This window comes from Pseudoalteromonas sp. ESRF-bin5 (assembly GCF_002632075.1).
GTDB lineage: Bacteria > Pseudomonadota > Gammaproteobacteria > Enterobacterales > Alteromonadaceae > Pseudoalteromonas > Pseudoalteromonas marina.
Genome location: NZ_NTLW01000067.1, coordinates 1 through 16,696 on the forward strand (window position 1 = coordinate 1; position 16,696 = coordinate 16,696).

Annotated in this window: 14 protein-coding genes and 1 pseudogene; 6 read left to right on the forward strand and 9 right to left on the reverse strand. The window is 37.8% G+C overall.

All coding sequences use genetic code 11. The features are described 5' to 3' along the window. Nucleotides 1-157: 157 nt before the first annotated feature. From BCG07_RS02610 to BCG07_RS02625, 4 genes are all read right to left on the reverse strand, one after another. The gene (locus tag BCG07_RS02610) at nucleotides 158-1,051 is read right to left on the reverse strand and encodes a substrate-binding periplasmic protein (RefSeq protein ID WP_286888474.1); all 894 of its coding nucleotides are present in this window, start codon (nucleotides 1,049-1,051) and stop codon (nucleotides 158-160) included. Nucleotides 1,052-1,208: 157 nt separating this feature from the next. Beyond that, the gene (locus BCG07_RS02615) at nucleotides 1,209-1,727 is read right to left on the reverse strand and encodes an RNA methyltransferase (protein WP_006793471.1); all 519 of its coding nucleotides are present in this window, start codon (nucleotides 1,725-1,727) and stop codon (nucleotides 1,209-1,211) included. Continuing rightward, the gene (locus BCG07_RS02620; RefSeq protein WP_286888477.1) at nucleotides 1,727-2,239 is read right to left on the reverse strand and encodes a YcgN family cysteine cluster protein; all 513 of its coding nucleotides are present in this window, start codon (nucleotides 2,237-2,239) and stop codon (nucleotides 1,727-1,729) included. Before BCG07_RS02620 ends, BCG07_RS02615 begins: the two co-directional genes overlap by 1 nt. Before the next feature lie 97 nt (nucleotides 2,240-2,336). Beyond that, nucleotides 2,337-4,166, reverse strand: coding sequence for a DUF885 domain-containing protein (locus tag BCG07_RS02625; protein ID WP_286888479.1), 1,830 nt, complete (start codon nucleotides 4,164-4,166; stop codon nucleotides 2,337-2,339). Between the two features lie 143 nt (nucleotides 4,167-4,309). Here BCG07_RS02625 and BCG07_RS02630 point away from each other — a divergent pair, with 143 nt between their 5' ends. Continuing rightward, on the forward strand, nucleotides 4,310-5,587 hold the full coding sequence (locus tag BCG07_RS02630; RefSeq protein WP_286888481.1) for a Xaa-Pro dipeptidase: 1,278 nt from the start codon (nucleotides 4,310-4,312) through the stop codon (nucleotides 5,585-5,587). 180 nt (nucleotides 5,588-5,767) lie between these two features. On the opposite strand, the gene BCG07_RS02635 is transcribed toward BCG07_RS02630, so the two are convergent. After that, on the reverse strand, nucleotides 5,768-7,525 hold the full coding sequence (locus BCG07_RS02635) for a diguanylate cyclase (protein WP_286888483.1): 1,758 nt from the start codon (nucleotides 7,523-7,525) through the stop codon (nucleotides 5,768-5,770). 470 nt (nucleotides 7,526-7,995) lie between these two features. Here BCG07_RS02635 and BCG07_RS02640 point away from each other — a divergent pair. Further along, nucleotides 7,996-10,413, forward strand: a pseudogene (locus BCG07_RS02640) (TonB-dependent receptor). 175 nt (nucleotides 10,414-10,588) lie between these two features. Continuing rightward, nucleotides 10,589-11,134, forward strand: a complete 546-nt coding sequence (locus tag BCG07_RS02645; protein ID WP_010556194.1) for a GbsR/MarR family transcriptional regulator — start codon at nucleotides 10,589-10,591, stop codon at nucleotides 11,132-11,134. A gap of 32 nt (nucleotides 11,135-11,166) precedes the next feature. On the opposite strand, the gene BCG07_RS02650 is transcribed toward BCG07_RS02645, so the two are convergent. Continuing rightward, on the reverse strand, nucleotides 11,167-12,183 hold the full coding sequence (locus tag BCG07_RS02650; RefSeq protein ID WP_286888485.1) for a lytic murein transglycosylase: 1,017 nt from the start codon (nucleotides 12,181-12,183) through the stop codon (nucleotides 11,167-11,169). Next, nucleotides 12,176-12,457, reverse strand: a complete 282-nt coding sequence (locus BCG07_RS02655; protein WP_006793464.1) for a YcgL domain-containing protein — start codon at nucleotides 12,455-12,457, stop codon at nucleotides 12,176-12,178. Before BCG07_RS02655 ends, BCG07_RS02650 begins: the two co-directional genes overlap by 8 nt. 155 nt (nucleotides 12,458-12,612) lie before the next feature. On the opposite strand from BCG07_RS02655, the gene minC reads away from it, so the two are divergent. Genes minC through minE form a run of 3 tightly spaced genes read left to right on the forward strand, consistent with a single transcriptional unit; the run spans nucleotide 12,613 to nucleotide 14,397 of the window. Beyond that, a complete protein-coding gene (gene minC, locus BCG07_RS02660) occupies nucleotides 12,613-13,317 on the forward strand; it encodes a septum site-determining protein MinC (protein ID WP_286888487.1) in 705 nt (234 codons plus the stop codon). Between the two features lie 5 nt (nucleotides 13,318-13,322). Then, nucleotides 13,323-14,132, forward strand: a complete 810-nt coding sequence (minD, locus tag BCG07_RS02665; protein ID WP_006793462.1) for a septum site-determining protein MinD — start codon at nucleotides 13,323-13,325, stop codon at nucleotides 14,130-14,132. Nucleotide 14,133: 1 nt separating this feature from the next. After that, nucleotides 14,134-14,397, forward strand: coding sequence for a cell division topological specificity factor MinE (gene minE / locus BCG07_RS02670; RefSeq protein ID WP_006793461.1), 264 nt, complete (start codon nucleotides 14,134-14,136; stop codon nucleotides 14,395-14,397). A 61-nt stretch (nucleotides 14,398-14,458) separates the two neighbouring features. Here the strand turns inward: minE and rnd are convergent, their stop codons facing one another. Both rnd and BCG07_RS02680 read right to left on the reverse strand, forming a co-directional pair. Next, on the reverse strand, nucleotides 14,459-15,589 hold the full coding sequence (rnd, locus tag BCG07_RS02675) for a ribonuclease D (RefSeq protein ID WP_286888490.1): 1,131 nt from the start codon (nucleotides 15,587-15,589) through the stop codon (nucleotides 14,459-14,461). 51 nt (nucleotides 15,590-15,640) lie between these two features. Then, nucleotides 15,641-16,696: AMP-binding protein (locus BCG07_RS02680; RefSeq protein WP_286888493.1), on the reverse strand; the 1,056-nt coding region annotated here is incomplete at its 5' end.

A 16,696-nucleotide genomic window follows, 5' to 3' on the forward strand; every position in this document is an offset into this window, starting at 1 on the left:
TAATTTTTGTTGTGCTGTTTATTAACGCCATAATCGTTATGTGTGTTCAGTGTGCTCATTTTTATTTTCACTCCATTAACAAGTTAAACTGATTCTACATTGTTAATAAGTTGTTTGGGCACAAGGTGATTAGAACGTTCCAAATCATTATATTTATTCAAACTGCACATTCTTCTGAAACAGTATTGATTAAACGCTCAGTCTCACCGCTATTATAAAATATATATAAGGCTTGATTTATGTCATCTAGCACTTCAAGCCAGTTAGGTGTTAGCTTACTTATAGCAAAATACAATGATTTATAATGCAGTGGTTTACCATCTTGCTCAACAGCATTAAGCAGTGCTATTTTTTCACTTTGGTTAAGCTCAGAAAACGTAACTGAATGGGTTAACACCGAAGGATCGCCTATAATAAGATCGACCCGCTTGGCAAAAAGTAATTGCATTAACTGCAAATCGTTTACCGCACTAATAACTTTAAACTCTTCATTATCCATCATGGCATCAAATTCAGGCGTGTTTTGATACCCTCTTACAACACCTATTGTTGAGCCTTTTAATGAGTTTAGATTACCTGTAAAAATACCAGGTGCGTTTTTTCGCTTTAGAAATACAATATTTCCACCTTGAAACGAATTTGAAATACCAAGCAGCTCTCTTCGCATTTTATTTTTAACATAGTCTGAAGGCGCAGTGTCTTCAATAAAGTACTCAGGCATTAAAATATCGGCTTTTCCAAGTTCCACATTACGCACAGCTCTTGCCCAAGGTAAAAATTCTAAATAAACGCTGTAACCCTGACTATTAAGAACAGCAACGGCAAAATGATAGACCCATCCTTTGTTACATAAATCATTACTTATATAAGGCGGCCAATCTAAGGTAACAATATGTAATGTGCGTTTACTATTTGGGGCGCTATATAAAAGCCCCGATTTATAACGCTGCCCTTCTACAGTTTTAAGGCTATTTTTATGAATGAAGGCTACGCTTTGACTCGCGAAACTAAAACAACTAATAAAGGGCAACAAAAAGACTACAATGCGCATAATAAAGCTATCGTCAAACTAATAGTCAGTTAAGTGTAGGCGTTATTTACACTTTTGAAGGAGAAATAAATCTAGAGAATGAAAAATTGGTAGAACGTGAAATTGAATATAGACAGTGTCTAATGCCAACTAGCAGATTTAATTGGCATTACAAAAGTTATAAAGCAGGTTTAACCCATTTCATTTTATTATTGGTATCGCGCGAACTTATTATTGTGTCATCACTGCTTTTAACACCACCTAATTTAGAAAGCCTATCGTAAAGTACTACATTACAGGTTGCAGCTAAGTTCATGCACCCTATAGTAGGAATGTAAACTACTTCATCGCACCACTTTAGTACGTCTTTAGGAACAGAACCATCTTCTGGGCCCAAAACATAAAATGCATTTTCTGGGTGCTTAAATTCAGGGAGCGGTGTAGCCCCTTCAATTAACTCAACGACAACAACGGTTGCCCCTTCAGGTTTTACTTTTTCTAGGCTATCAGTAGAGGTTAATGGAATACGTTCAACCACATTTTTAGTATCGGTATGAAATTTTTGCGCATTCAGGTATCGATTACCCGTAAAATAAACCTGCTTTGCGTCGTAACACCCAGCAGCTCGTAACACACCGCCAACGTTAGTAGGGCTCTTCGGGTTTATTAAACCAATACTCGCTTTTAACTTGCTCATTAATCGCAATCCTTTGTTGGCCACTCAGCAATGTATAAATCAAAATCATCTAATTTTACATTACTGTCTTTGACTGTTTTATCTTTTACTGAAATATTGAGATCATGCATAAGTGTTTTATCGCCGTTATTTAATAACGGGTGCCACGAAGCTAAACCACGCCCTTCATGCAGGCGGCGGTAACTGCAGCTCTGCGGCATAAAGAAAATATCTTTAAGGTTTTCTTTGGTTAGTTTTACGCAAGAAGGGACAAGTGTTTGGCGGTTTTCGTATTCGCTACACCCACAGCTATTATTATCTAAATACTGGCAAACAATATTTGTGAAAATGAGCTGTTCACCTTCTCGTAGCTGATCGGTTGGGGAAAAATCGTCTTCGTCTTCACTATCTATAAACGTATTTAAACAACATTTACCACAGCCATCGCAAATAGCTTCCCATTCATTTTGGCTCATTTCGCTCAAGCTTTTTGTAAGCCAAAACTGTGTATTTGCTAACTGTTGATCAAACATAGTGTTCTCGCGCCCTTTTAAGAGCGCGCATTCTAACGTATTGCACTAAATGGCGCAAAGCGAATACCTCAATTTGATAATCGCTGTGCGCTATTCATTAACGCTGCGATTGCACCCAACGCTTTATTTTTTTCTCCAAAATAGGCATGGGTAATGCGCCATCTATTAGTATTTGCGTATGAAACGCCTTAATATCAAATTGAGAACCTAGCTCTTTTTTACAATAATCGCGAAGTTCTTTAATTTTAAACTCCCCTAATTTGTACGAAAGTGCTTGCCCTGGCCACGCAATATAACGCTCAACCTCTGCCACTACATCGCTTTCAGCCATTGATGAATTAGCAAGCATGTATTGTATACCTTGCTCGCGCGTCCACCCTTTTGCATGAAAACCAGTATCGAGTACTAAACGCATTGCCCGTAATTGCTCGTCAGCCAAACGCCCATACCACATATACGGATCGGTAAATAATCCAAGCTCTTTTCCTAAACTTTCTGCATACAGTGCCCACCCTTCAGCAAAAACCGTATACCCACCAAATTTACGAAAATCAGGTAAGCCGTCTATTTCTTGCTGAAGAGCGATTTGAAAATGATGACCAGGTGCCGCTTCATGAATCGAGAGTGTTTCGAGTAAAAACTTAGGTTGTGCTTTTAAATTAAAGGTATTGATATAAAAAATACCCGGACGAGAACCATCTGGTGCAGGGGCTGCATAAGAAGCACCCGCCGCAGACTGAGCACGATAAGCTTCTACTGGTTTTACAATGTAAGGCGCTTTAGGAGCCACATCAAATAACTGCGGTACTTTGGCATCAATTTTTTTCTTCACATTTTCGTACGCTTCAATAAGCTCATCAGCGGTATTAAAGTAGAACTCATCTGAATCACGTAAGTGAGTAAAAAATGCAGGCAAATCGCCGTCAAAGCCAACGGTGTGTTTTACCTTTTTCATTTCGCTCAAAATACGCGATACTTCACTTAAACCAATATTGTGAATTTCGTCAGCAGATAAGTTAAGCGTTGTGTTTTTCTTTATTTGGTATTCGTACCAAGCTTTACCATTAGTAAAATCACTGTAGCCTACTGACACACGACTACTAGGTATATAATCGTTAATTAAAAATGTGTGCATGCTTTGATAAGCCGGCACTAATTGCTTCATGATTAAATCGAGGTATTGCGCTGTTATTTCTTGTTTTTGCTCAGCTGTAAACGAATTTGGTAAGTTTTTTATAGGTCCCCAAAACAGTGAGTCTTCAGCCTTACTTACAACATGCGCACTAAATTGTGGGGCTAACTTTTTTGCAAGTGGCAAAGGTAAAACAATATTTTGTTTTATACCTTCAGCCATAGAAAGCTCAACACTTTTAAGCCATTTGATATAGCCATCGCTACGTTTTAAAAAATTATCGTAATCCTGTACTGTTTTAAAAGGTTGTGCACTTTGCCCAGAGCCAAATCCAGCAAACACATTATGTGCTCCCGACATTTGATTAATAGGCAGAAAGTAGCTTGGAAACTGCATCCCCTCTAGGTTAAGTGCAAGGTCACGTTTTAAAATCTCATAACTTAATAGCGCTTGCCCTGTTAATTGTTGTGAATCAATGTAAGCAAGGCGTTGTTGATACTTTTTATAAAAAACCGCCTTTTTGTTACGATTTGTCGCTGAAATTTCAGGCGTGAACTGATCATTAAATTCATTTTTACCGCTATATGTTGCCCTGATTGGCGAAAATGCAAGCGACTCGTTGTAGTATTGATCAACAAGCACGTCTAATTGCTGCTCGGCCGATAATTCTGAAACCACAGCATTTATAGATGATGAAACCGGTTTACTATTATTTTGTTGAGACGTTGTGCTACTACAGCCCATTAGCGCACCGATCACTGAAGAAGCGACCAGTGCTAATTTTAATAATTTCATATTAATCCTTATAAAAAACTCAGCTCGATTATGAGCTTTAAATTAAGCTAAATAAAGTAGTAACTTAGTCGTTATTTTATTGCACTTTTACTTGAGCTTGGTAAAGTCAAAACAACGTAACTTTCATATAAAAGAATTAAAAAGTGAAAAAGCACCTATTATCAGCCTCAATAGCCATATTATGTTTGAGCAGTCTACCTGCCCAGGCAGTCACCTACATTTCTGCAAAAGCCATGTTAGATGTAGAGAATGGCACACTCATTCAATCGCCATTAATTACTATTGATGATGGTGTGATCACCTCAATAGAACGTAATAAAAAGCCGAAACTAGGTAAAAATGATGAATTTATTAACCTGCCACAGTTAACACTAGTCCCTGGATTGATGGACATGCATGTACACTTAACGAGTGATCCTACTGTTTCTCGAAGTGAGCGCTTGGGTCAATCAATCCCACGCATGGCAGTTAAATCGGCTTATTTTGCTAAAAAGACCCTTGAAGCAGGTTTTACTACCGTAAGAAATGTGGGCGCAGATGGTTATAGCGTTATTGCGGTGCGAGACGGTATTAATGCGGGTGACATTATAGGCCCACGAATTTGGGCTGCAGGTCCTTCACTGGGTATAACTGGCGGGCACTGTGACAATAACCGTTTACCGCCTGAGCTAAAATATACCTCAACAGGTGTAGCAGACGGGCCATGGGCGGTTAGAACAAAAGTACGTGAAAATATAAAGTACGGTGCAAACGCTATAAAGTTTTGTGCTACAGGTGGTGTTTTTTCAAAGGGTACCAAAGTAGGTGTACAACAATATTCGCTTGAAGAAATGAAAGCCATTGTTGAAGAAGCTCACATGCGCGACCTGCCCGTTGCAGCGCATGCACACGGCACAAGCGGCATAAAAACAGCCATCATTGCAGGTGTTGACAGCGTAGAACACGCAAGCTTTTTAGACGATGAAGCCATAGCCCTGGCTAAAAAACATGGCACTTGGCTTTCTATGGATATATACAACACAGAATACACATTAAGCTTTGGCGAACAAAATGGTGTAGACGAAGAAAACCTAAACAAAGAACGCCAAGTTTCTAAAAAACAAAGAAATAGCTTTAGCCGAGCTGTAAAAGCTGGTGTGAACATGGTATTTGGAACTGACGCTGCCATCTACCCACATGGTGATAATGCAAAGCAATTTTCACGTATGGTTGAATTTGGCATGACTGAACTGCAAGCCATTCAATCAGCTACCATTAACAGCGCTAAACTGCTGAAAATGCATAACAAATTAGGGCAAATAAAAACGGGATATGCCGCCGATATTATTGCTGTTGAAGGAAACCCATTAAAAAACATTTCAACATTAGAGCAAATACCGTTTGTGATGAAAGCAGGTATTGTTTATAAAACTGAAAAATAATATTTAAACAAAGGCTGGCCATTAAGGTCAGCCTTTTTGTTGAAATTAATCGCAACCTTACACGTTAATAGAATTCTTAATAAATATTTGGTAAGCCATAAAATTCCAATACTGAAAAAACATCCGCTACATTTACCATCGCCACGTATAACTTTATTGCTCAAAGCAACTGTCTATATTTTACATTGATACAAAACTCACTTTATTTTTACCCGTTTCCTTCGCTACATATAGCTGTTTATCTGCTTCTTTTATTAGTAAATTTAAATCGGTATTACGATCATTTACGAGCTCAACAGCTCCCATTGAAAATGTAATGTTAGATAGGTCACCTATCTTAACCTCAGATAATTTATTAGAGAGGCGGTTAAATAGATTTTTTGCATCTTCAACAGAGGTTGCAGGCATTATAAATAGCCACTCTTCTCCACCCCAACGGCCAAACTGGTCTTTCGCTCTTATATTATCAGAGGCAATATTTGCAAATGTTTTCAATACAATATCACCTACATCATGTCCGTAAATATCATTAACCGATTTAAAATTATCTAAATCAGCTAATAGTATTGTCAAACTGTGACCCTCACGTTGAGCGATTGCTAATTCCTGGAATGCTTTAAGAGTAATTGCACGTCTATTCCACACACCTGTGAGGGAATCAATCATTGCTAGTTTTTGTAATTCATTTTTAGACTTTTGGCTTCGGTAAATAATAATAGAAAGCAAAAGCACTGCAACAGACAAGGTAACGACAAACAATATTAAAATATGATTTTTTTGCTTTTCATTTTCCTTTTCTAACTCTATTAATTGAAGAGATTGTTTTAGCATTTTGCTTGCAGTCTTTTGCTCTTCCACTTTATATTCTAGAAGGAGTTCATCTAATTTTTTTTGTGTATTATCATCTTTAGCAATTAAACTAAGGTAATACTCATCTTTATATTTAAGCGCATCTTCATAACGCTCTTGTGACTCACTAAGTTCAAAAAGCCATCCGTATAACTGCTTTCTCTGGTAGCCATCTAAAGAAGCGCCATGGTCATTAATAAGTTTTTTAATAATTGACTCAACTTTTGCAGCTTCTCCATAACGTTTCAATAATTCGATATATAGCATAGAGCCGTCTATAACTGTTCTAGTAACACCAAACTCTAAAAGTATTTCAATTGCTTCCTGTAAAGCCGATAAGTTTTTTTGCTTTTCTTCTACTTCTAAATACCCCCAAAATAGCAATACTTCAGCTTTGGTTACACTCGGTTGCACAGAATCAAGCATGTTCATCCATTTATCTTTTTTTCTTTTAAACTCACTCACGCTATCGGTATTTGAATTAGGAAATGCTTCGCCACCTTTTCTAAAGTTCACATACAATTTTAATTCAGGGTCGCCAATTTCATTTGCTTTAATTTCAGCTTTTTCAAAATAGCTACTTTTTTCTTTTTCTAAACTAGACTTAGCATTATTGAAGTAGCCCCCAATGAGAGAAAGCGCTCTTACCTCAATAGAGTTTTTAGGCTGACCTATAAAATAGGATTTGTATTCACTTAATAATGAAACTGCTTTGTCTGGTTTTGCATCCCAAAACCAACTTTGAGCCAAGACATATAAATGCCATGCAAAACGAGGGTTATCTTTATCTAAAATCTGTGAGGCTGTTATCTTATCTCTAATTAGCTCTATGTTACTTCTATCATTTTCTGCATCAGCAATCGTCAGCCCACTAAACAAAAGATGAGTTTCAATATTATTGTCCGCACAACGAAGCTTTAAATATTCATTTATTGATTTCAACTTTTTAACATTTAGAGTCTCAATTGAACTATATAAATTTGAAATAACAGCGTCATAATTTTCACAACGATTATCTTGTGCATTAACATAAGATGAAGTGAAGGCCACAACGAAGAAAGTGAGGATAGTTAACTGTTTAAAGTTCATTATTAATGTCTGATGATTAAGTTGAGTGACCGACTATGATTAAGGTTATCAGAAAGAATTAAAGTTACTACATATACACATAAAAATTTATGAAGTTTTAAATATAATTTTATTTTACTAAGCATCAAGACTTCATTGGCCCAATTGCCATACTGAAAGCCTATTAAACAGCATAACGTTAGTTCATAACACACCAAACAGAGGTTAAAAAAGGTATGTGGCGACTAGTAGCCACATACCTTTCTTAGCAATTCATCTAATTGCTTGCCAAAAAACTCCATTGGTATTGCACAACTAGATTACTCACTAAATATTAGACTTTAATGTTAAAAGCTCACCCCCCTTTTTATATTTGTTTAAATAACCAGCAAACAGTGTCATATAATATAGAATTATTGAACTTTTAGTATATTTTGCAAATAATAATCATTACTATTACTGTAAATTAATAAATACGAATGATTATCATAATGAAACAATTTAATTGCTCACTCCTCACCCTTGCTTGTTTAAATGCACAAGCCGCTTTAGCATCAACCACTGCAGAACAAGATATTGAACACATAAGTGTTTATCAAAAACAAAATCAAGTTGTTATGAGTTCGGGCCTTGCCACAAAGTCAGATATGTCCTTAATGGAAACCCCTGCTCCTGTTGTTATTATTGATCGTGAATTAATTGAATCACAGGGCGTAGACCGCCTACAAGATCTTGTCCGTAATGTGAGTGGTTTAACCCAAGCGGGTAATAATTATGGCATTGGCGATAACCTGGTTATTCGTGGTCTTGACGCCAATTACACTTATGATGGTATGTATGGGGGAGCTGGACTTGGAAACACCTTTAATCCAACTCGCTCATTAACCAATGTTGAGTCGGTTGAAGTGTTAAAAGGCCCAGCTACAGGTTTATATGGTATTGGTAGCGCTGGTGGTGTAATTAATTTAATTGAAAAAAAACCTGAATTTGAAGAAAAGCATAAAATCGCTTTAGAGCTTGGTCAATGGGACAGCTACTCTCTTGCGTTTGACAGCACAAATGCACTTAGCGAGAACTTAGCGTATCGCGTAATGGCTAAAACAGCATCAAGCGATGGCTTTCGTGATTTAAAAGAAGAGCGTGATGAAATTTATACATCACTTAAGTATGTGTTAAACGATAAACAAGACGTTATGCTCTCTGCTGCCTATATTAAGGATTCAATTGCTGTTGACTCAATTGGCCACCCTATTCGCATATACAACGCAGAGACAGCGAATGGCTTAACTGCTGGTGAAGTTACCGCTGCAGACTTAGTAAACGATCCGACAGGCAGTGGCTTACAACTGACAAGTGAACAGCAATTACAATTAGCGAACTCTCTTTCTGCAACAGATGGTTTAACACCCTATGACTTTGGTACCAATGGGATTATTTCACCAATGGCCGATGATAATGAAGGTGAAGAATTACGATTTAAGCTTACGCATAATTACTTTATTACTGATGACTTATTCTTAAACCAGCAACTACAGTACCGTAATTACACATCAAGCTTTGCTCGTCAAACAGGGGCTTTTAATTACGTGTACTCAACTCGCAGTGGCGTTATTAATCAAGACCCTCGTGCTCCTTTAGTTGAAAATGATGTACTTTATCCATTTGCAGCTAGGCGCCAAGAGTATCGCCAAGTAGAAGCAGATGAAAAATCATGGCAGTACTTTTTAGATTTAAGATACGACTTTGAGATAGGCGATATTGATAACGAACTCTTAGTTAATGCAAATTATGAAGACCGAGATATTGGTTTCAAACAATACTCTATTTATGACAGCGATAAAGTAATTTACGACACCGATGGTAATGTGCTTTATCAAGGTGCTTTACCCTATATCTATGACATGAGGCAACCAAATTGGCCAATCGGTGGCTTTGACGATTACGACCCACTAAAAACGAGTGATTATAATAAAAAGGTTAAAGCATGGGGAATGGGCGTTCAGCATGTAGGTTATATTAATGACACACTGACTACACGTATAGGAGTCGCCTAAAACCGTATTAAGCAGAGCTACGAACATAATGGTGTAGATGAACGTTACAGTTCAAGCCGTGCAGAGCCAACCCCTGAGGCAAACATATCTGATTCAGGTTTAACCTATAATTTAGGTGCTACTTATCAGCCTACTGAAGATTTTTCTGTGTTTGTTAATCACTCTAAAGGCCGAACCGCATACAGTGTATTAGGCTCTGTTGCTGGTAACGAAGCAGATAGAGAAGACTCAGAATCAATAAGTAATGACTTAGGCTTTAGGTATAAAGCATTTGACGACCAGCTACTAGCTACTTTAGTTGTGTTTGAAAGCGCTCGTACAAATCTTGAATACAGTAACCCACTGTATGAAGCTGGTGTGTCTGGCCCTGATATAGTAGAAAGCTACTTTGATGGCGAAGAGCAAACCAAAGGCGTTGAGCTTGATTTAAATGCGTATTTAAATGAGCAGTGGAAAATAAATGTTAACGGCGTATATCAAGACGCGCGTGATAAATCTAACCCCAATAGTAGCGCTTACGACACTCGTCAAAAAGGGGTGCCTTATGTAACTGCAAGCACATGGGTTACTTACTATGCAAACATATTTAATTTACCCGAGTCAGTTAATATTAGCGGGGGTATTACTTACGTTGATAACAGAAGTACTAACTCAAGTTCATTTAGTATTCCTGATGGCTATGTACCTGGCTACACTGTGTACGATGCTGCAATTTCGTATACAACTAAACAGTGGAACATGCAGCTTAATTTAAACAACCTATTTAACAAACAGTATTATTCTAAGGCGATGTTTTTAGGCGGTATGCCTGGTGAAGAGCGTAATGCAAAATTAAGTTTTAGTTACACACTTTAGCAGTTAAAATTTATGGGTGTTTGTATTTACAAGCGCCCTTAATATTTAAAACTATGCATAAAATGGCTTAAATTGTATTTAAGCCAAACTAAGATTATTTTAGTGCACTTAATGCCTTGCTATCGCAAATCAACATGCTAGCATTTAATTTCTGAAATTACTGAAAGTTAATGATATGACTTTATCTGAAAAGAATTTTACCTTTGTGATGCATTGTGGCGAAATGGGCAGCCGTTGGGGGTTTAACCGTACAATAGGCCAAATGTGTGGTTTACTAATCATTACTAAAAACCCGATGACAGCGAATGAAATTGCCGACTCACTAAGTATCTCGCGTGGTAATGTGAGTATGGGCATAAAAGAGCTGCAATCTTGGCAATTAATTAAAGTTCAGCACATTCCTGGTGATCGTAAAGAGTATTATGCCCCTGCAGGCGATATTTGGGATATGGCGAATCGAGTATTTGAAGAGCGAAAAAAACGTGAAATCGATCCAACGCTCAGCCTTTTGCGAGATAACTTACTCGACGAAGCGAATAACGAAGAAGAAGTGTATGCCCAAAAGCAAATGGAAGAAATTCACAACCTACTTGAAACGGTCACTAAATGGTCGTCTGAGTTACAGCGTTTGACTCCCGAGCAGCTCAACAAACTTATGAAACTGGGATCAGGAATTGGCAAGGTCATCGATTTAAAAGACAAAATTTTTAAAAAAGAATAAAGCCGCATTTTGCGGCTTTATTTTTTATTGAACTATATTTTTGGGTATCCGATTCTATCAGACAAATAACCCACACTCGTTGCAAAGTAATAAGAGCGGTTCCAATGCATTAACACTTTGTAATTATCATAGGCCAAAAACATACGGCCGTTGATATCATCGGGCATAACCAGTGCTGCTCGTACATCAACGTTAGGCAACGCAGTACCGTCTGCTCTTCTCACCCCTAAAGCCTGCCACTCATCGAGTGAACGCTCAGAATCATTCCAATACTCAAGCCATTGTTTTCGTGTTTTAGTACCACGAACTAAAATATATTTATTGTCAAAGTTATCAGGAAGCATAACTTGACGACCCCAAGTTAATGAGTCGTTCCACCCTTCTTGCTTTAAATAATTAGCAATTGAAGCAAACGCATCTTCTTTTGTAGTCCAAATATCTTTGCGACCATCATTGTTATAATCAATTGCATAAGCATTAAAAGACGTTGGCATAAATTGAGTTTGCCCCATAGCCCCAGCCCAAGAACCTTTAAACTTATCTAAGGTAATATGACCCGATTTTAAAATGTCTAAAGCCGCCCACAACTGACGTTTATAAAGTGCTTCACGGCGGCCATCAAAGGCAAGTGTCACTAATGACGAAATAACATTGTGACCGCCTTGAATAGTACCAAAGTTACTTTCAAGACCCCATAAAGCGACTATAAAGCGTGCTTGTACGCCAAACTCTTTAGCTACTTGCTCAAGAATATCTTTGTTCTCAGCATAAAGTTTACGAGCACGGTCAATTTTCCATTGTGGGACACGTTTTGGTAAATAGGTCTCGAGTGTTTCTTTCACTTCAGGCTGGTTTTTATCAGCTGATACCACTTTCTCTTTATAAGTCGCAGTCGCAAATGCACTATCAATTAACGACGTCTCGTAGCCTTTTGCGATTGCTTCTTTTTTTAGGTTTACTAAGTAATCTTTAAATTCGGCTTGTGTTTTGGCAACAACTGACGAACTCAAGCATAAACCACATAATACAACTGCCAGTTTTTTAATCACGATCGGCTCCATTTTGTTTTCTTAGTTCAGTAAGCAAATTATCTTCCGGTGGTGGAAGTTGTAAATAGTATCCTTGATCGGTTAATGCACCCTTAACGGTTTCCAAATCCGCACCACCTAGGTGCTCACGTTTAGCTAAGTTGATGAGCATCACATATTGAGGTTTGCCAAACATAGCCATTAGAGGTTCTGGAACTTTGCTAAAATCATCTCTTTTTTCAACAAATAAGAAGGTATCCGTCTTTTTCTTACTTTTATATACCGCAGTTAACATTATGACCCTATAAATTCTTGCACAACAATGCTGCACACTATACCATGAGAGTAATAATAAGTTAGAAAATTTAGATTAGAAATTTTGATTAAGGCCTTATTCAGCCTGTGTTTATCTAATTATAATTTCTTATCATACAATTCAATTGAGCGTGTATGTCGGACCAAATTTTTGAGTTAAAAGGGAATCTTTTTACGTTATCAGTTTTACATCTTTATAGTGCTGATATAAACCTTTTAGCAGAACAATTGTACGTAAAAATAGCCCAAGCCCCTCGTTTTTTTGAAGGAGCCCCTATTGTTGTCAATTTAGAAGAAGTAAAAAGCAGTTCTTTAAACTTTGTTCATTTAAAGTCACTTATCGAACGAATGAGCTTCAACGCAGTGGGTGTATGCAATGGCTCTGATGGGCAGCATGCAAATGCCAAAAAAGCTGGCTTTTCAGTATTAAATTATTCGCAAGACGTAAAAGCAGAGCCCGTTGAAAAGCAACCTAACACGTCAATTGTCGAAAAAAATATTATACTTCCAGCACAAATAATTAACGGTACTGTACGCTCGGGTCAACAGGTGTATGCAAAAGACCGCGACCTTATTGTATTAGGCGCTGTTAGTCATGGTGCAGAAGTAATAGCAGATGGCAACGTACATATTTACGGAACCCTTCGTGGTCGCGCAATAGCGGGCGCAAAAGGATTAGAAAACGCACATATATTTTGCCAAAAGCTAGAAGCAGAACTTGTTTCCATAAATGGCAACTACTGGATCAGTGACTCTCTACAAGGTGAGTTTTGGGGCAGTGCAGTGCAAATACAACAAAAAAATGAATCATTAGAAATTTCAGCTTTGGTTAAAGGATAAATCTCATGGCAAAAGTAATTGTCGTTACCTCGGGTAAAGGTGGTGTTGGTAAAACAACATCAAGTGCCGCAATAGGCACAGGCTTAGCATTAAAAGGCTACAAAACGGTTATTATCGATTTTGACATCGGTTTACGTAACCTTGATTTAATTATGGGGTGCGAGCGCCGCGTTGTTTATGACTTTGTAAACGTCATAAACGGTGAAGCAAACCTAAACCAAGCACTTATCAAAGACAAACGTGTTGAGAAGTTATTTTTACTGCCAGCATCGCAAACGCGTGATAAAGATGCACTAACTCGTGATGGTGTAGAACGCGTTTTAAACGAGCTAAAAGAAGACTTTGATTATATTGTATGTGATTCACCAGCAGGAATTGAAGCGGGTGCGATGATGGCAATGTATTTTGCTGATGAAGCGATTGTAACCACCAATCCAGAAGTGTCATCTGTACGAGATTCTGACCGTATTTTAGGTATTTTGCATAGCAAATCTAAACGCGCTGAAGAAGGCCTTGAAAATATCAAAGAACACCTATTATTAACGCGCTACAACCCTGAGCGTGTTGCTAAAGGTGAAATGCTTTCGGTAGAAGATGTACAAGACATATTAGCTATCGATTTGTTAGGTGTTATTCCTGAGTCACAAGCAGTATTGAGTGCATCAAATTCAGGTCAACCGGTAATATTGGATGGCGAATCAGATGCTGGTCAAGCATATGCCGATGCCATAAACCGCTTACTTGGTGAAACCGTCGATTTTCGCTTCTTAGATGTAGAGAAAAAAGGCATTTTTAAACGGATTTTTGGAGGTTAATGTGTCGTTACTTGACTATTTCCGCTCAGAAAAGAAAAACAGTGCGTCTCTTGCAAAAGAGCGATTGCAAATCATTGTCGCACACGAACGTTCTCAGCGTGGAACACCTGAATACCTACCACAATTAAAACAAGATATTTTGGATGTAATTCGAAAATATGTGAACGTTAATAGTGATGCAGTGCAGGTACAATTTGATCAGAATGAAGACGACTTAGCTGTATTAGAGCTAAACGTAACTTTACCTGACGAAGAAAAGAAATAATTGAAGAATGGGCGCGTTAAGCGCCCTCTTTATAACTAACAACTACTAAAAGATTAACTTTTTAGGTATCCCACTCTTTTAGTGCCTCTTTAATAAAGCTATAACGCCAAGAGCTCAATAAATCTGGCTTTATATGTGTCATTTTTTGCTCTGCCGTCAACTTCCAATTCCAGCTAATCAATTGATTTACTTGTTTTTTAGATGCTAAAACATCCTCAGGGATATTATTAGCTTTAGCAACTTTCGTTATTTTTTGCTTAATATCTTTTGCCGTTTGTTTATAATTAGGAAAATCTATTAAACGCTTCAACACTTGCGGGTGCTCGTCAACGGCAATTGCTTTAGCTTTTTCTATACACTTTAAAATCTCAACCCCTGAGCGATTAACTTCAATCGATTCTACACCCGGTATTTGACGCAATGAATTTAAACTAGATGGCCCTCGCTTAGCGATTTCGGTCATGTTATGTTCTTTCAACACAAAATTAAGAGCACGGTTTTTACGTATTGCTTTATTACGGCGCCATATAGCTAGCTCTTTTAATACAGCTAATTCATGTGGTTTTAACTGCCAAGCATTTTTAATATCTTTATAGAGCAATTCATCCGGTGTTTGAAAAGCTCGCTTATTAGCAATTAATTCGCTCTCATCCAACACAATCTCAAACAAGTCAGCTTTGTTGATGCGATCGATAATTAATTCAAAGCACGGTAATAAATGAAATGTATCAGCGGCAGCATAATCAAGTTGCTTAGTAGTTAGCGGTCGTTGTAGCCAATTGGTACGTGATTCGCTTTTATCTATTTCAATACCTAGGAGTGTTTTAACCATAAGGGCAAACCCCATACAGTTTCCTTCACCAAGCAATTGCAAAGCAAATTGAGTATCAAACAATGGTGCAGGAACAAACCCAGCATATTTTTGAAATACTTCAATGTCTTCAGATGGTGAATGAAGCACTTTTAAAACTGCGGGGTCTTTTAAAACCTGCCAAAAATCAAATAACGAAAGCTCAGCTAAAGGATCGATAAGTGCTAAATGCTCACCGTCAAAAACCTGAATCAGTGCAACTTCTGGATACAAAGTGCGACGACGCATAAACTCGGTATCAATAGCTAATATAGGCTTATTTTGGATCTGCTCAACAAAGGTATTAAGCTGAACTTGTGTTTGAATTAATTGATATTGCACTTAGTCTCCTACAATAAAAAAGCCGGCTAATGCCGGCTTTTTTATAGTTTTCTAATCTTTCAAGGCTCGTCTGAGTATTTTACCTACGTTTGTTTTAGGTAACTCATCCCTAAACTCAACGAGTTTTGGAACCTTGTAATTAGTTAAATTATCACGACAATGGTTTATTATATCTTTTTCAGTTAAAGAAGGGTCTTTTTTAACAACAAAAACTTTAACTTGTTCACCGCTGACATCATGAGGAATACCAACAGCCGCCACTTCAAGCACACCGTCGTGCATTGCAACAACTTCTTCAATCTCATTTGGGAAAACGTTAAAGCCAGATACTATGATCATGTCTTTTTTACGATCTACTACATAGAAGAAGCCTTCATCGTCATATGTAGCAATGTCACCTGTTGCAAACCAACCGTCTTGTAAACATTCGGCTGTGGCATCTGGACGCTTGTAATAGCCAAGCATAACCTGAGGGCCTTTAACGCATAATTCGCCAGGCTCACCTTTAGCCGCCTCTTCACCATTCTCAAGCATTAGCTTAATGTCAGTATTTGGTGCAGGTAAACCAATAGAACCGTTATAAGACTCTAAGTCGTAAGGGCTAATTGTAACAAGTGGAGCACATTCAGTAAGGCCGTAGCCTTCCATCAGTTTTGACCCCGTCACTTTTTGCCACTTTTCAGCAACAGGACGTTGAACCGCCATACCACCACCTAACGACATTTTTAGGTGGCTAAAATCAAGTTCATCAAAACCTGGGGTGTTTAGTAAACCATTAAATAATGTGTTAACACCGGTGATTGCTGTAAATTTAGTTTTGCTTAACTCTTTTACAAAACCCGGCATATCACGCGGATTAGTAATCAATAAGTTTAAACCACCATATTTCATGAACGTTAAGCAGTTAGCCGTAAGTGCAAAGATATGGTAAAGCGGAAGTGCAGTAACAACCACTTCTGTTCCACGGTTTAGTACCTTATCTAAACAACCAGACACCTGCTCAAGGTTACCCACCATATTACCATGGCTCAACATAGCACCTTTAGATACACCGGTCGTACCGCCTGTGTATTGTAAAAATGCTAGGTCAGATAAATTTAATTCAGG

Bases quoted from the DNA above. Each gene is read 5' to 3' on its own strand.
- BCG07_RS02610 (WP_286888474.1), bottom strand. From the start codon at position 1,051: ATGCGCATTGTAGTCTTTTTGTTGCCCTTTATTAGTTGTTTTAGTTTC.
- BCG07_RS02615 (WP_006793471.1), bottom strand. From the start codon at position 1,727: ATGAGCAAGTTAAAAGCGAGTATTGGTTTAATAAACCCGAAGAGCCCT.
- BCG07_RS02620 (WP_286888477.1), bottom strand. From the start codon at position 2,239: ATGTTTGATCAACAGTTAGCAAATACACAGTTTTGGCTTACAAAAAGC.
- BCG07_RS02625 (WP_286888479.1), bottom strand. From the start codon at position 4,166: ATGAAATTATTAAAATTAGCACTGGTCGCTTCTTCAGTGATCGGTGCG.
- BCG07_RS02635 (WP_286888483.1), bottom strand. From the start codon at position 7,525: ATGAACTTTAAACAGTTAACTATCCTCACTTTCTTCGTTGTGGCCTTC.
- BCG07_RS02645 (WP_010556194.1), top strand. From the start codon at position 10,589: ATGACTTTATCTGAAAAGAATTTTACCTTTGTGATGCATTGTGGCGAA.
- BCG07_RS02655 (WP_006793464.1), bottom strand. From the start codon at position 12,457: ATGTTAACTGCGGTATATAAAAGTAAGAAAAAGACGGATACCTTCTTA.
- minC (WP_286888487.1), top strand. From the start codon at position 12,613: ATGTCGGACCAAATTTTTGAGTTAAAAGGGAATCTTTTTACGTTATCA.
- minD (WP_006793462.1), top strand. From the start codon at position 13,323: ATGGCAAAAGTAATTGTCGTTACCTCGGGTAAAGGTGGTGTTGGTAAA.